14 protein-coding genes and 1 pseudogene are annotated in these 16304 nt (G+C 38.5%); 7 read left to right on the plus strand and 8 right to left on the minus strand.

From position 1 onward, the window contains the following. Positions 1-317 precede the first annotated feature (317 nt). On the minus strand, positions 318-1289 hold the full coding sequence (locus tag MSSIT_RS10250; protein ID WP_052721606.1) for a hypothetical protein: 972 nt from the start codon (positions 1287-1289) through the stop codon (positions 318-320). Positions 1290-1848: 559 nt separating this feature from the next. Between MSSIT_RS10250 and MSSIT_RS10255 the strand changes: the two genes are divergently transcribed. Next, positions 1849-2568, plus strand: coding sequence for a flavodoxin family protein (locus MSSIT_RS10255; protein WP_082088950.1), 720 nt, complete (start codon positions 1849-1851; stop codon positions 2566-2568). Between the two features lie 366 nt (positions 2569-2934). Here MSSIT_RS10255 and MSSIT_RS10260 read toward each other — a convergent pair whose 3' ends face one another. Continuing rightward, positions 2935-3996: an NAD(P)-dependent alcohol dehydrogenase gene (locus MSSIT_RS10260; RefSeq protein WP_048172170.1), complete on the minus strand. Its 1062-nt coding sequence runs from the start codon at positions 3994-3996 to the stop codon at positions 2935-2937. 580 nt (positions 3997-4576) lie between these two features. Here MSSIT_RS10260 and MSSIT_RS10265 point away from each other — a divergent pair. The 5 genes and pseudogenes from MSSIT_RS10265 to MSSIT_RS23190 form a co-directional block, all read left to right on the plus strand. Further along, on the plus strand, positions 4577-4765 hold the full coding sequence (locus MSSIT_RS10265) for a CxxC-x17-CxxC domain-containing protein (RefSeq protein WP_048065234.1): 189 nt from the start codon (positions 4577-4579) through the stop codon (positions 4763-4765). A 378-nt stretch (positions 4766-5143) separates the two neighbouring features. Next, the gene (locus MSSIT_RS10270) at positions 5144-5326 is read left to right on the plus strand and encodes a CxxC-x17-CxxC domain-containing protein (protein WP_048172172.1); all 183 of its coding nucleotides are present in this window, start codon (positions 5144-5146) and stop codon (positions 5324-5326) included. A 248-nt stretch (positions 5327-5574) separates the two neighbouring features. Then, on the plus strand, positions 5575-5907 hold the full coding sequence (gene eif1A / locus MSSIT_RS22005; protein ID WP_082088951.1) for a translation initiation factor eIF-1A: 333 nt from the start codon (positions 5575-5577) through the stop codon (positions 5905-5907). Positions 5908-6444: 537 nt separating this feature from the next. Then, complete coding sequence (locus MSSIT_RS10285) at positions 6445-7059, plus strand: undecaprenyl diphosphate synthase family protein (RefSeq protein WP_261789134.1); 615 nt, start codon at positions 6445-6447, stop codon at positions 7057-7059. Between the two features lie 294 nt (positions 7060-7353). Beyond that, positions 7354-7440, plus strand: a pseudogene (locus MSSIT_RS23190) (transposase); the annotation flags it as partial. Between the two features lie 61 nt (positions 7441-7501). On the opposite strand, the gene MSSIT_RS10295 reads toward MSSIT_RS23190, so the two are convergent. Together MSSIT_RS10295 and MSSIT_RS10300 are read right to left on the minus strand one after the other, a co-directional pair. After that, positions 7502-8044, minus strand: a complete 543-nt coding sequence (locus MSSIT_RS10295; protein WP_231590505.1) for a winged helix-turn-helix transcriptional regulator — start codon at positions 8042-8044, stop codon at positions 7502-7504. A gap of 471 nt (positions 8045-8515) precedes the next feature. Beyond that, positions 8516-10336 carry a TolB family protein gene (locus tag MSSIT_RS10300; RefSeq protein ID WP_048172182.1) on the minus strand — a complete coding sequence of 607 codons (1821 nt, stop codon included), beginning with the start codon at positions 10334-10336 and terminating at the stop codon, positions 8516-8518. Between the two features lie 344 nt (positions 10337-10680). Here MSSIT_RS10300 and MSSIT_RS10305 point away from each other — a divergent pair, with 344 nt between their 5' ends. Continuing rightward, the gene (locus MSSIT_RS10305) at positions 10681-12342 is read left to right on the plus strand and encodes an IS1634 family transposase (RefSeq protein ID WP_048169579.1); all 1662 of its coding nucleotides are present in this window, start codon (positions 10681-10683) and stop codon (positions 12340-12342) included. A 513-nt stretch (positions 12343-12855) separates the two neighbouring features. Here the strand turns inward: MSSIT_RS10305 and MSSIT_RS10310 are convergent. The 4 genes from MSSIT_RS10310 to MSSIT_RS10325 form a co-directional block, all read right to left on the minus strand. Further along, positions 12856-13536 carry a YIP1 family protein gene (locus MSSIT_RS10310; protein ID WP_048172184.1) on the minus strand — a complete coding sequence of 227 codons (681 nt, stop codon included), beginning with the start codon at positions 13534-13536 and terminating at the stop codon, positions 12856-12858. Between the two features lie 98 nt (positions 13537-13634). Beyond that, on the minus strand, positions 13635-14450 hold the full coding sequence (locus MSSIT_RS10315; protein ID WP_231590506.1) for a cytochrome c biogenesis protein CcdA: 816 nt from the start codon (positions 14448-14450) through the stop codon (positions 13635-13637). Positions 14451-14478: 28 nt separating this feature from the next. After that, complete coding sequence (locus MSSIT_RS10320; protein WP_048172185.1) at positions 14479-15129, minus strand: hypothetical protein; 651 nt, start codon at positions 15127-15129, stop codon at positions 14479-14481. A 104-nt stretch (positions 15130-15233) separates the two neighbouring features. After that, a complete protein-coding gene (locus MSSIT_RS10325) occupies positions 15234-16304 on the minus strand; it encodes an ABC transporter ATP-binding protein (RefSeq protein ID WP_048172187.1) in 1071 nt (356 codons plus the stop codon).

Genomic DNA, 16304 nt, shown 5'->3' on the forward strand with positions numbered 1-16304 from the left:
CTCTTTTTTGTGGTTGGGCAGTTATGGTTGCAGAACTTCTTGATCCACTGTTCCCAAACCTTGCTGGATGAAAATGCTCCTATAGATATTGTCGCTGCTGTGCCGGATGGTACGACTTTCTGGGAATTGTAGATGATCCCGACTGAAATGGCATTCGTACTCAGCTTCTGTAATCCCGAGTCAATAAATGCGTAAGTCACATTATCAGTTTGTCTTCATAAGCATTCAGGCGTTTACCGGATCCCGGATAGCACTGAATTCTCCGTAACCATCGTTTTCAATCTCCATCAGCTTGATTACATCGGCATTCATATCTGTTATATATCTGTTATGGCATCGAAAATCCTGGCTCGCTGGCGTTCGAATTCCGCTTGCGATTTAGCCTCTCTCGAGGTCTGGAATCCTCCGCCCTGGCCATCACCGTTGAAATAGTTTTCCACATTAAAATTGGCGATCTTTATAGTACCACCCACGGATTCAGGCTTATGAGGACTTGGGTTTGATACTGAAATATTTCGGATACTTTGAGGATGGATCCTGTATTCTCCGAAGCCAAAGCTCAGGATTCCGGTAATACCCCGAACGGAATCTCCACTCTGCAGCGTTAAGGGGAAGGCCCCAGGGTCAGGATAGCTCTTTTTACTTCCATCGTCGAGGATAAGTTTGCTGCGCTGATTTAAGGTCTGGAGGGTGATGGCCGGTAGTCCGGGTTTGGATAAACTTGTAGGATTTGGCAACCGTGAGGAGGGGGATAGAGTTTTTTCGCCATAAAGAGCAAAGTTGTAATTGGAAGTGATGATAAATTCCTGTGGCAATTCGACCAGCATGCCTTCGTATCTCTCAAAGTATTTTGTATCCTCTGCGGGCAGCGTAACTGGCAGAACAGTAACCTGAAACGAGCTTGCAGTCTCGTTTAACTTCGTAATTTCGGACAATTTTATCTGCGTTAGCCCAAATGTTTCTTTGACTATTCCTGTAACCTGCACCGTATCTCCTATGGATATGTTTTCGATTTTTCCCAGCTCTCCTGGATCATAGACGAAGATTCCTTCTGAGGTCCCCGGCAGGTTATCCGCATCCCTGTCTTCTTCCTGTAAATAGAATCCATTGAGTTTATCCTTACCCTGGAAATCGCCAACTACGATTGCTTCTACAGAAACATTTTCGTCAATCAACGGACTTGCCAGCCCTTCTCCCTGGATAACATTAATCGCTGTAATATCTTCCTGGGCCAGGCTGCAATTTATAGTGAGAATTAACGTAATTCCAGCCAGAAAAATAAAACTCATTCCTGCTCTTAAACCTATTTCACTACCCCCAATATTGATTCGTCAGGAATTATTTTCGAATATTTCCCCAAATATCCAAAAACTTGGATGCTCGAAAAACGCTCACCGCTCATGATATCCTTCGAAAACTATTCTTCGAATACCAGGCACAAAAAATGAAAGTGAATTGGGTATTTTCATGCCAGACAAACGAGGTCTCTTAAAGTTGTATATCCCCATGCAACTTTCAGTTATCTTCGTGGAATTCGAAAGTTTCCGCCCAATTCAATAATAATTATAATTATTTGTATTTATAATTATAAATAATAAAGCTTGTCTGTAGCATTTTTTAACTCATTACCTGGTCAGATCTAAAATTTATTTATCGCATTTTACTGGTTTAACTGTTTATTTTGCTATGTTAAGAAGCGAAATATTAAGAAAAGAGGAGATTAAGAATTCTCGGAAAGACACTGGAAAAAAAATAAGATCATTCTTTATCGCTATATTTCGTGTGATAATTTCTCAAATAAATTTTTATGTATGGATGATGTTTCAGATTTAATGTATATTTTTTTCAGTGGAACTTTTAATAAATTCCGGTCCCAGGATGGATAAAGGCAACACAGCACTGATTTTAAACCCCTTTCTTGAAGGGATGAAAGAGGTAGGGGCAGAGGTCGAACTCTTCTATACAAAGAAGCTAAAGATCAATCCCTGCACGGGTGAATTTAACTGCTGGCTGAAGACGCCGGGTAAATGTTACCAAAATGACGATATGAACATTTTATATCCCAGGATCGATGCTGCTGATGTTATAGTATTTGCTACTCCCGTCTATGTAGACGGGGTCACAGGTCAGATGAAGAACTTTATTGACAGGATGCTTCCCAGAGTAGAGCCTTTTGTTGAGCTGCGAGATGGACACTGTCGCCACCCGGTACGTGGGGGACCCAAAACCCTCAAATTTTTACTTGTTTCCAACTGCGGATTCAGGGAAATGGATAATTTTGATCCCCTGCTTGTGTTTATGAAAGCTTTTTGCAGGAATGCATCCACAGAATTTGCAGGGGCACTTTTACGTCCTCACGGGGAAGCCCTAAGTTCTATGCTGGAAATGGGTGCTCCGATAGATGATGTTTTTGAAGCAGCAAGGGAGGCAGGCCGCCAGCTTGTAAAGGAAGGAGAAATGTCACAGGAAACCCTTGATATTGTAAGCCGTGAACTCCTGCCAAAGGAAATGTATATTCAGATTGCAAATCAGACTTTCCAGCAGTGCCTGGAATCGCTGGATAGGTAATAACGCAGTCTGACATGATCCTTATCTCTAATTCTTTAATTTTTTGAGGCTAATGGCTTGAATATAAATTTTCAGGTTTTTAATCTGGACTTTTCCGGGGTATATCTAATTAATTTGAAATATATTTTATCTGTTAATGGGCTGCTTAAATCTACCCAGAATACTTTTGTTAAGAAAATCGTAAGAAAATCGTAAGAAAAATGAAATTGAAAAACCCGTGATTTTTGCAGCTTTAGAAGGTACTCTGCAGGGCTTTTACGTCTCTGTCCTATCTATCTGGTCAATCCTTTATCTTAAAAGGCAAGAATACCCCTTCCTCAAAACTCTGAGCTTTGCGAAGAGTTCAGGGAGGGGCAGTTGACTCGCTTATTCCTCCAGAAGAACAACAGGTTTGATCAGGTCTCTTGGTTTATCTTTCATGAGCATGAGAGCCTCTTCTATTTTGTCGAATCCTTCGAATACGTGGGTGGCCATTTTTTCCGGTTTTATTCTTCCGTAGGTGCATAGGGCTGCCATTCTTTCCATTCTAAGACGGCCTCCGGTTGTAAGGCCGCCACGTATGTCTTTGTGAGACATACCCGACCCCCATTCAATACGTGGAATCGGAAGTGTGTCTCCGGTTCCGTAGTAGTTGACGTTTGATACCGTGCCTCCGGGTTTTACAATTTTGACTGCATCCGAAATTGTGTTTTCATTTCCTCCTGCTATGATTACAGAGTCCACACCTTTTCCATTCGTCTTTTCAAGAATCTGCCCAACGAGTCCACCTTTTCTGTAATCAACAACTTCGGATGCTCCGTATTCCAGAGAAAGGTCAACACAGACTTGCCGGCTTCCTACTGCAATGAGCCTGCCTGCGCCAAGAATAGATGCACCTGCCACTGCCATAAGACCAACAGGGCCAATTCCTATGACTGCAACTGTAGATCCTGTTTTAATATTTGCCATTTCTGCACCCTGTATTCCGGTAGTTGCCATATCAGATAGCATGACAGCCTGTTCGAGGGGCATTCCTTTAGGAAGTAGAGCCAGATTCATGTCTGCATCATTTACATGGAAATATTCTGCAAAGACTCCACTTTTGAAGTTTGAAAACTTCCATCCGGAAAGCATTCCATTTGAGTGCATAGGCATTCCATCCTGTGCCTCCATGGATCGCCAGTCTGGTGTAATTGCAGGAACAATTACTTTATCACCCGGTTTGAAGTCTTTGACCTCTGATCCGGTTTCTTCTATAACCCCTACGGCTTCGTGTCCTAAAATCATGTTTTTACGGTTTCCAAGCGCACCTTCCCAGACAGTATGGACATCTGATGTACAAGGTGCGACCGCAAGAGGCTTTACGATTGCATCATATGGTCCTGCTGAAGGTCTTTCAGCATCAATCCAGCCTACCTTCCCAATTTCAAGCATTGCAAATCCTTTCATATTATCCCACCAACCTTTTCAAAAGAAATTATTTTTCAATGTTTTTTAGAGTAACCCGCAGTATTAAATCTGCTGTCGTGGTATTTATAATTACTAAGGATGAAAACTTGAAGTTTGTTTTCAATTAAGTTGAAACATATTTTTTCTTACATGGGCTCGCCTGAACCTAAAGAGAAATTAAAAACCCGAGATTTTTAGACATTTTGGAGAAAGAGCGCTTTACAGGGCTTCTCTATATTAAGCGATTTTTTTCTCTGGGAAGTTTTATATGATTCAAGCGAAAACATGTTAATCGAATACTATTTTCAGGAGATATCAGAAAATAGGCTGTTGTCTACTCTGCAAACCATACTTAGAAGTTGTTCTTAAACCATACTTAGAAGTTGTTCTTATTTGAGAGATTGTACTCTTATTTTATGGGTATCTTTATATATTATAAGTGCAACGTATGTGTGTTGAAAAATAAAGAGCCGTATAAAAACCTGTTATTAAAAACCAATTTTTGTTTTTAATCAAAGAGTTCTATACAATCTTATTTTCAAACAATTAATTAACAACTAAAACCAAAGGTGAAACGAAAATGGCTTTTAATGACAGAAACTTCAGAGGAAATTCTAATTTCGGTGCTCCCAGAGAAATGCACAAGGCAACCTGTTCTGATTGCGGTGTTGAAACCGAAGTGCCTTTCAAACCTGACCCCGAAAGACCGGTTTACTGCAGAGAGTGTCTTCCTAACCACAGGGCACCCAGAGAAAACCGCAGATATTAAATGTCGTTTATGTAACTGAGTTACATCAACACTTATTTCTTTTTCATTTTTTTAATGAATATCAGGCCGGGAATATACTTTTTTGCCTGTGGCCTTTTGCAGCTTGAGAAGAAGCGTTTTACAGGGCCAATCAACTATGTAGTTTAGTAATCTTTTAGGTGTCCGGTTTTAAAGCTATGTTTCAAAAAGAGTTCTCTTTGAGAGAATGTGCTCTCTTTCGTATAGGCACCTTTATGTAATTTGACTGTATGATGTATGCATTGAAAATAAAGAGACGTATAATCTGTTATTAAAAACCGATTTTTGTTTTTAATCTAAAGGATATACATCTTGTTTTTAATATTGTTAAATATCCGCTAAAGTGGAGGTGAAACGAAAATGGCTTTTAATGACAGAAATTCCAGGGGAAATTCCGGAGGTTTCCGTGGTAACAACGGACCGAGGGAAATGACAAAAGTGATCTGTTCTGATTGCGGTGCTGAAACCGAAGTACCGTTCAAACCCACCGAAGGCAGACCAGTATACTGCAGGGAATGTCTTCCTAACCACAGGAAATTTTAAGGATAATCTGCATCAGGTGTTAATTTGTAATTAAGGTTCCATTAACACCTGATTCATCTTTTCTTTTTGTTTTTTTTGGTTTATTCTCTTTGTTTTGTTACTTATTTCCACCTCATCAGGAAAGGAAAAGTAATAACAAAACGAAATCGAAGTGAGGATTTGTATGCACCATTCAATCCAAAACTTAGAAATAAAATTAATAAAATTTTTTTAAAGGAGGAATTAATCTGGCTAATTACAGAAGCACTATTAGAAAAAGGCGAACAGGATCAAATAAACCGGTCAATGCAGGAGGTACTCCCGAAGTATCAAGGGTACGAATCCCGCGCAAGGACAGAAATGAAGTCCTGGCAACAGTTGCGAGTTTACTCGGTTCGAAAAGGGTAACACTTCAGTGTATGGACGGAGTTGTTCGCATGGGCAGGATTCCGGGTTCTAAAAAGAAGAGGATGTGGATCCGCGAAGGCGATATTGTCATAGCCAATCCCTGGGAAGTTCAGGATTCCAAAGCCGAAGTAACCTGGAAATACACAAGGCCCCAGGTTGAATGGCTTGAGCGGAAAGGCTACATTAAGTACTGATTAAAAGGTATCGAATGAAGATGCCTGATATAACGGGTATCTAAAATAAAGGTGTCTGAAACAGATGCCTGAATCCATATTTTACTTTTCAGCAGAAGCGCATCTCTGTTGTTGCGTGCAAGGTTCCATAGAGGACGACTTATTTACATACCTTGCTTTTAGTGTTTATGTTTGCTATGAAAGAATCATGAAATTTCTTCTTTCTCTTCTCTATTTTTAAATATTTTTCCTGCCGGCGGTCTGCTTAAATCTCCATCGAACACGTTTGTGGAGAAATGAGTTAAGCAAAATGAAATTGAAAATCCGCGATTTTGCAGCTTTAGAAGGGGCACTTTTCCGGGCTTCTTTAGATTTCAGAGATTCTTTTCCTTTTGGGGGATTTTTCTGATTAAAGTCAAGATTTCCAGCTAAATTCTACGAATAAAATTCGTTAGCTGAGTTCGGTGAAGATTATTTATATCATTTTTAAGCAAAGAAATAGGGGGTTATTTTCTGGATACACCTAAATTTAAAAGACTACCAGGACACATAGCTATAATACCGGATGGAAACAGGAGATGGGCTTTAGACAGAGGCTTGGAAAAGCATGAAGGATATAAACATGGAATAGCTCCAGGCCTGGAGTTATATGATATATGCGTAAAAACAGGAATAGGTGAAGTTACTTTTTTTGGATTCACTCAAGATAACACAAAAAGGCCTCAAATTCAAAGAAAAGCGTTTGTAGATGCCTGTATAAAATCAGTTAAAGAGCTTTCCAAACATGATGCTGAACTTCTCGTAGTGGGGAATACCAATTCGGACATGTTTCCAAAAGAGTTACTTGCATATACAAAAAGGACTAAATTTGGGAAAGGTAAAGTAAGGATAAATTTTTTGGTAAATTATGGTTGGTACTGGGATTTAACGTATGCATTTGAGAGCTCTTCAGATAGTAAAAAAATGATAGAAAATATTGCATCAGCAGAAATTTCAAGAATAGATTTACTTATCCGTTGGGGAGGAAGACGTAGACTCAGTGGAATGCTGCCGATTCAAACGGTATATTCGGATATATACGTGGTTGACGAAATGTGGCCAGATTTTACGCCAGAACATTTATTCAATGCACTGGAGTTTTATCAAGATCAAGATATCACGCTGGGCGGATAATTGACTTTCTTGCCTTTTACCGCTTCAGTAAAATTGATTTTTTTCTTTTTTGGGCTGTTTTCAAAAAAAGTTGAAAATCTGTTAATCAAGTCTTGTTTTCATGGGAACTATCTGAAACTGGACCCCCGAATAGGGAATGAAATCCTTTCAGTCATTCCGGTTAAATTAAAATATATTTTTTTCTTCCCGGCGGTCTGCTCCAAAATTTCAGTGCACCGAAAGTTCTGAAAAATATGATTGACTCTATATCCTTTTTTTTTCACCACAAAATTTCCACAGAGTTGTCGGAGATGAATAAGAACAACAAATATGATGGAGGGAACTAACAAAGAAATTAATAAAAGAAGCAAGTTAATAGGAGCATTCCCGAATCAGGATTCAGAAGTGATCGACCTTATACCTGCTTCAACCCGATGCAGCGAAGGAATCGAAAAAAAGAGTTTCATCCATATTTTTCTATCAAAGTCTCGTATGAAGGATTTATGCTGTAAATTATACTTCTTCCACTTCTTGTTTCATCTATGAGACCTGTTTCCTTAAGATTTTTCACATACCAGCTGATCGTGGCCCTGGAAACTCCGATTTCACGCGCAAGATCCAGGTTTGTGTTACATTTACCGTTCTGTATTTCTGAAATTATTCTTTGATTCGTGGAATTTTGAAGCGCAGAAACAACTTTTTTCTCTCCTTCACCATAAGTTGAATTGTTCTGGAAATATCTAGTTTTCCCGGATTCACTGTAGGCTTCTATCTTGTGATGGGCTTTCAGGATCTTGATGTGATAACGCGCTGCTCCCCTGTTTAGTCCTGCTTTTTCTATAATTTCACTAAGGTAAGCTCCGGGCCTGGTTTTTATATATTCGTAGATTCTTGCGCGGTTAGAATTCTCAAAGACATCTGCACGCTCCGTAATCCTGAACCCGAGGATTGCAAAAATAAGTTTTATAGGCAAGATCAGTACATCTATTACCGACAAGATCTGCATGATAGCCAGCCAGAGTAGACACTGCCAGTAAACTGAAAAAACCCTAGCTTCTGTTACTTCTTCTCCATTAACTGAAGCTCCAGCGTAATCACTTGTAGCCGGAGTTATGATATACTCTGTAGCCTCTGCTGTTGATATTAAGAGAAAAAAAGTAAACAGAAAATAAGCTTTTTTTCAAGCTTGGTACCAGTAAAGATTAAATGTATGGCTCTCAGATCCACTGACTGATTCTCCACATACTTGAACTTTCAGATTCCCTGTACATATCCCTGGGAAGGTTCTAGGCCGAAATGCATCCTTCCTTATATAAACTGAGGAAAAAGAAATAAGTTTCAATTGAACATCATAGTTATGGTTTTACAATATCATCAATTTTCATAGTCAGATTGCCCTATATTTTGAGAATTTTGAAACTTATTTTCCTTTAGACCTGTATTTTCTAAGCAATGACCAGATTTCTCAGGTGTCTATTCATAGAGAATTCCTCCTCCAGACGAAAAAAAGAAGGAACATGATTACAGCAGTCCCTCTGAAGCCCGAAACCTGGAATTCAGATCCTGAAGTCCCCTCATTTTCGGAATCAGAAGACGGATCAGATGATGTTCCTGTAACTAAGGATGTTTCCGGGGATGCAGAGGAGTTATCTTCCACGATAAGAACTTTGCTTGCTGACCTGTATCCTGTTTTGCTGGCATTTATCACATACCTGCCTGCAGCAGGACAGCTATAGTTCAGAATGCCTGAGTTGTTGGTAAAACCAATTTCTTGTTCGTCAAGGGTCAGAAGGGAATCTGCAACAGGTTCCGACATGCAGCGAACTCTTAGCTCGCAGTTTTCTCCCTCTATGGGCGTCAAGAAATCAATGGAGAGAGGATCTTCGTATCCTTTGAGTTTTATTATGGATAAATCTGTAGACCCATTGCTAATGAGCAGTCTGCTCCCATCGGGACTCCAGCCACTTAAATATTTTTTATTCAGAAACCTATAATTATTATCATCTCCAGTAAGTTGTATTTTTGTTGATCCGTCCGGGCTTGCAACAAAAACAGAATCCGATGTAGTAAAACTGATAAAGTCTCCTGAAGGATGCCATTCATAGTCGGTTATTGCGGATGCGATCAGGTTTTTTTCACTTCCGTCAGGATTGATTGTATAAAGGTCCGTACCCTGTGTAAAAGCTATTTTATCTCCTTTCGGGCTCCAGCTGGGTTTGAAGACACAACGCCCTGAAAACTCCTCAAGCACTTGGACATTTTTCCCTGTCGAATTTGCCAGAAATATAGTGACTTTGCCAGATTTTACAATATTGAAAATAAGGTTTTTTCTATCAGGGCTGAAACTAAAAACATCTCCACTTCTATAAAAATGTTCTGTTGAAAGTTTAAATCTATCCGTTCCATCGACCTTAATTGAATAGAAACTGAAATTTTCATCAACATAAAATACTCTGCTGTCATCAGGACTCCAGTCAATCACAATTCCGTTAACCAGTCTCTTATTTTCGGTTCCGTTTTCGTTTATAATCCAGAGACCAGTTTCTTCGTCTTCGGTATGGCCAGTACTATATGCTATTTTTTTGCCATCATTGCTCCAAAGTGCAGTTATTACATTATATGTATCTGTAAACTGTTGGAGCACATGGCCATTCGAGTCAAGTAAGTATAATTGATAATTTAGAGGATCCTTATCCATTATTATAAGGGCTTTTGTGTCCTCCGGATTCCAAATAAAATTAGTTTGCCATTCAAGGTCCAGAATATTTTCCCTAATATTATCAACTGTTGTATAATTACATTTACCTGCGGTCTTAATCAATGTGTTATCCGGATCAGCAATTACATAAAAGTCCCTTACCGTGAAAATATTAGCAAAAATTCCTATCCTACTCCCATCCGGACTCCATTGACTCCAAGAAAAGGGATAGTATACTCCTCTTATACTGAGGCTTCTTTCTTTCGTATTATTCGGGGTTGATGCCAATTCCCGGATTCCGCTTCCATCTGCATTCAGTACATACACGGCGTAAAGCCTGGTTCCTGTCATGGGGTTGAAAAATGCATCTATCACCACTCTGCTGCCGTCAGGACTCCATGAGCCATAAAACGATGGTTCTTCGTTGACGCTGATTTTGGAAGATTCTACAAGGCTATCAAAATAAGGAGTCACTATTTGTGATACGGGTATAATTTCTTCAACACTCACACTGAAATTTTCGGGTGAAGCTGTAAAACCTGTAGATATACTTGAAATCAGAAAGATTAAGAATAGACTTATATTCAGTGTTCTTAGCATACGATTCCCTGCAAATCTAAATTTTGTTTATTTTTCAACTGATTCTGAATATTATGAAGAAAATTAACTAAGGGGAGGGAATTTTGAAAGATATATCGAGTTATTCAACCAGCATACACAGAACCGGTAATCTGTGTACATCCTCCAACATCGTTCCAGAGCATATTTTAACTGAAGTTTCAAAGAAACGCGATTTTAACCTCAATTTTCTCTAAAAAACAATATCAGCTGACCTTTTGCAAATTTTTTATTTGTAGATCCTAAGTCTTAAATTCACTTTAAAAAGTCTATTGATATTGTTTATTTCAAAAAGTTATTTATATAGGTAGATCATAATCAATACTATGGTATTTTTAAGAAAGAAACTCGTCAATGGGAAACCTTACTGGTATATAGTAGAATCTGCCAGAGTTGATGGAAAGGTAAAAACCATTTTTCAGGTTTATCTGGGTAGCGCAGAAAAAATACTTGAGATGAAAAGGCAATGTGAATCATTGCCCTATGATAAACTTAGATCCTTTGATTACGGCAAGCTTGCCGCACTTCTTCATGTGAATGAAGAACTTGGATTCATTGACATAGTTAACAAGCATACTGACAAAAAATTAATAGATGGATTGAGTGTTGGAGAATACCTCTTACTTGATGTAATCGGAAAAAGTCACGGCGTTTTAAGTGAAAACGGGATTGAAGAGTGGTTCAAAAAATCCCCTTTAGCTTTCATGTGGAAATTCCCGCACAAGTTAAATTGTCAGAATTTTCTGAACCAAATGAATTATGTCGACTTGGATACTATGAAAAAGATTGAAGACGATCTTTGCAGAGTTCTTGTAGGAAAGGGATTTACTCCATCAATAATGTTTGTGGATGAATCAAACTGGTTTACGTATGCTAACAATTATGATGACGAGAGCGAACTGCTTCATAAAGGATATAACAAAAAGCATAGGAAAGACAAAAATCAAATATGTGTTTCGCTAGCTGTAAACGAGGATAACATACCTTTTATTCATGAAACATATCCTGGAAATGTTCATGACTCTGAAGAATTTTCAGGCATAGTAGATAAAATCATAAACAGACTGACTGAATTAAATATCTGTTCTGAAGATCTTGTTCTTGTTTTCGATAAGGGTAACAACTCAAAAGATAACATTGAAAAGGTAACCTCAAAAATGAGTTTTGTAGGATCTGTAAAAACAAATCAAGCCGAGGAGCTTCTCGATGTTCCGCTTTCCAAATATGAGTGTTTATACAAGAATTCGAAAGGTAACAAAATTTTTGGATACAGAACAAAACACCAGTTTTACGGAGCAGAATATACGACCGTAATAACCTACAACGAAGGAACTTACAAGCTTCAAAAGAGCACTTATGAAACAAACAAATCAAGAATAATTGATAGTTTGGAGGATCTCCAGAGAAGATTAGAAAGCAGTAAAGGAAAAGAAAGAAACAGGAGCAGCGTAGAACGTGAGGTTGCAGGAATTATTCTGAAAAAATACAATAGCGTTATAAAATATGAAATAATTGATGCTCTGGAAGGGAAGAAAAAACCTCAGTTAAAGTTCTGGATTGATGAAGAAAACGAAAAAAAGTGCGAAAAGACGTTTGGGAAGAACGTCCTATTTACGGATAAGCAAAAGTGGCAAACTAAAAAGATAGTGAAAACATATAACAGTAAGAATCTTGTTGAAGATGATTTTAAACTGTTGAATGATCACTTACTTGTTCCTGTAGGACCAGTATATCATCACAAGGATGAAAACATTAGAGTTCATGTGTTTTTGGCTATGGTTGGCCTACTTTTCTACAGATACCTGGCATGGGAGACCAAAATGTACGGTTTCTCTTTGAAAAAGCTCATTGAAAAACTGTCTGAGATCAAGATTGCGGTAGTTCAGGAAAAAGAGTCCAAAAAAAGCAAAATTATTGTGGAAGAAATGGACACAAAACAAGCATCGTTATTTTCTTTTCTAAACATGGAAAAATACCTGCCATATTAACAAAATCGTTATTGGCAGGATTATTCTTTTATTAGGCATACACAAACAAAGCCAGAGGATAACGGAAAATCACTCATCTTTGAAAGGTGAGTTTAACTCTAAAATTCACATATTATCGACTCTTTATAAGTTTTCTGTCCATAGTCTCTAACAATCAGTGCGATCTCTCAGAATTAGTGTTTTCTGTTTTTATGAAAAAGTATTATAATAAGAAAGAAAACACTCCAAGAAAAAGACATCATAAGACCTTTTATCCGGCATTACTTAGCAAAAAAAAAGAGAGATTATGAGAATGTATTTTCATCCTCAATGTCAGAATAAAATCGTAAATATTATAAACCATTCTGAGATAACCATAAACTGTTTTCAAACTCATATTCTTATTTTGCACCCATATAATTCCATGATTTCCATGATAAAAAGAAATCTGGTAGTTTGAATTGCGGCCTACGGGATATAATAACACCCCTTTTGTTTTATTGTTACACAACCTTTTGTTTTGTTGTTACGGAATTAAATGCTCCCTGAAGTAAACATCAGTAGATATATCAGGTAAACAATATACAGGCCTGCCGGAATGCCTACAGTAAGGGAAGCATTTTTAATTGACATGTTTCGGGCATGTAAAAGTGCAAACACCCAGATGTACGCAGATAGTAAGGTGCATAAAATTCCAATTATTTGTGATGTATAATAGAAGGGATTGTTTGAGAAGACCTGTCTTATACCCTGTACCATGATTTGCGGGCCCATTGATGAAAAATCTACTGAAGACAGCAATTTATACGATACGACAAAGTTTATGAAACCGCTAAATATCAGTGGTACAAACCCGTAACTCACGAATTCCAGAGTCCTCTTAAATGAACCTGTTGAATGAAACAAAGATGATATTAAATACAGGATCCCAGCCAGTATAAACCATGTTAAAAATGTTCCAATCAAACCCCCAAGGACACCTCCAGCGGCACCAAAGAATGTTGCTATGGAAGAGAAAGACGAGCCAGATGAGCCAAGGTCGGAAGAAAGCGATTCTCTAAACATATTCATGACAAGGAAACCTGAAGCTATTGCAAGTGCCGAGTATACAAGTAATATCAGGGCAGGATACTTAAAACTGACTTCATTTTTCGATTTCCGGCTGAAAAACGAATCCGGGTTAAATAATAGACGATTTAGATCTAGGTTATCCATATTTTTCACATCCTTGCATATCTTATGTAATAAGACATCTTAAAATATATAAAGAATTCATATGTTAATCAGCTATTATGCCAACCCCAATAAAGGTGTCAATACCCCTCTCCACTAAAAGCAAGCAATAGAGCCAGATTATTAACTGTCCCGTTTGTAATAGTCTTGTTGAGAAGTACAAGGAGCATTGGAGCAGTGCAGGGAACTTTTACAAACGAAAACAATATCCTGAGAAAGAAAACTCCACCCAGAGTACCCGCATATTTTCTGGCAAAACTCTGAAAATAATTATCCAGAAGGACAGGCGATTTTAAGATCCCCAGAAGATTTAACCCGATAAGAATTACACCGATGCCTGTAACTACACCGATGCCTGTAACAAAAGAAAAGCTTTCCAAATCTGGAATTGATTTTCGGAATGAGAGCAAACACAGGCCCAATATTAGGTAAGAACCTACCAACCCCAATCCAAATACCATTGCACGTACCATACCGCTTTTCGCGCTATTGCTCGTCCCTGCAGTAATATTTTCCTCTTCCACAAGATATTCATCAATTAAAGTTTTTAGCTTTTCTTCAGTAATTTCTTCTTTGGGAATCTTTGTTTCATTGTTTATCACAATAGCCGGGACTTCGAGAAAACCATATTTATTCCATTGATTAAAACCATCACCAGTACTGGTTTCAATTCTTGATATAACAACACTGTTATTATATTGAGTTTCAAATCGATCAACAATTGGATCAGTTATTTCGCAATCATGGCAGTCTTTTTGATGGAAATACTGGACTGTGACCGGATCTGCATAAGCTCTCGGAACAAAAATAAGAAATAAATAAATGATAGTCAGGAGAGCTATTATATGGAAAAGATTTTTCATGAAAATCCCTATAAGTACATCTTTTATTTTCACGAATCTGTGTATGCCGATAATAGGAAACTCAATTATCGGAATTCTGTTTGCACCGCGACCATTTAATTCCTAATACCAGAAATATCAGCAGTATTCCAAGAATTATACTTCCTTTCAAGATGGGAAGAATGGGATAGTCAAGTACAAGGTAACGTACAAAAATGAAGGTACATGCGATTACATAGAAAACCAGCAGTCTCATAGGATCTTTTTGATTTGCTTTCCTCTCACCATATATGATCTTTGAGAGTGAGACTCCGATAAACAATAAAAGCAAAATCCAGTATATCTGATCCATATTATAAACTAAAGAAGCATAAAGATAGGCGATATACAAAAGTATTGTAACGAGTAGAAGACCCATATGTTCTCGAATTGATGAAGAAATTTTAGTTTCTTCATCTTTACAGATCTCCGTGATTTTTTCGTCAGGAGACTTTGAACTCAAAATATGGTTAGTTATAACGGAAAAATTATTGTTATCAATTTGTTCCTTTTTTCTATACCAGACCATAAAAGAGAAATGGATAGCTGTAATAAAGAGGGCCAGAATAAATACCCCTGACATCCCTCGCGGAATATATCCTTCCCTATTTAGTAGCCCGATTATTAAAAAACTAACAACTAATACTGGGAATGAACGTAATAATTCCTCTTTTACTATATAATCAATCTTCATAACCCAAACACCACTGTACTTTTGAGAATTTTGAGCTTAAACCTATTTACTTCTAAACCTGTGTTTATAGAATAATACTGTGTTCCAACTTATTTCTTCCATATTTATGCCCCTTCAATAATTTTGAGGAACAGCTTCTGCAGGTTCATTTCTTCTTCTTCGAACATGGATACGGTACCGCCTGCGTTTTTAACAGCCTTTGCAATCTCTGTACGGAGTTTCATTTCAGTATGTACGTACAGAGTCTTATCCCGAATATCAAGAGCTGTCACACCCTCCACATTCTTTACGGCATTTGCAGCGGCAGAAACAGGAATTTCCTGGACCTCAAGCAAATAATTCACGCCTTCCTTTTCCCTGATCATGTCCCGCAGGTCTTCCACGGACCCTACTGCCAGCAGCTTCCCTCTTGCAATTATTGCGATCCTGTCGCAGATCTCTTCTACTTCTGCCATGGAATGCGAACTCAGAAAAACAGTAACTCCTTTACTCCGGTTCAGGTCTTTTATAAGGTCCCGCATCATCTGAGCTCCAAGGGGATCGATACCGCTTGTCGGTTCATCAAGGAAAAGGACCGAAGGCTCGTTGATCAGAGCCTGGGCAAGCCCGAAACGCTTACGCATCCCTGTGGAAAAGCCGCCTGTTTTCTGGTCGACGGCACGGGTAAGGCCCACGGTCTCAAGCAGGCTTACAATCCTTTTTTCCCGGATATCGGGTTCGATATTGTAGAGTTTTGCATAAAAGCGAAGGTTCTGTCTTGCAGTGAGGTTGTCATAAAAACCGGCAGGTTCGGGAAGGACTCCTGTCGTTTCCCTTATATTGATTACCTCACGGATGATATCGAAACCTGCAACCTTCCCGCTTCCTTCGCTTGGTTCAAGCAGTCCGATAAGCATTTTCATAGTTGTGGTCTTGCCAGCTCCGTTAGGACCCACAAAACCGAATACCTCCCCCTTTCTTACCTGCAGGTTGAGGTTGTCTACCGCACGGATCTGGTTCTCCTTTCCGAAGACCTTACTCAGGTGAATGGTTTCTATTGCGAATTCATCTGTTTTCCGTACAATTCCGTTTTGTTCCAATTCCACACCTATAGAATCCATGCCTGTTGATTCTATGCCTGTTGATTCTATGCCTGTTGATTCCATGCCTGTTGATTCTATGCCTGTTGATTCCAC

This window comes from Methanosarcina siciliae T4/M (genome assembly GCF_000970085.1).
In the GTDB taxonomy this organism is placed as follows: Archaea; Halobacteriota; Methanosarcinia; order Methanosarcinales; family Methanosarcinaceae; genus Methanosarcina; species Methanosarcina siciliae.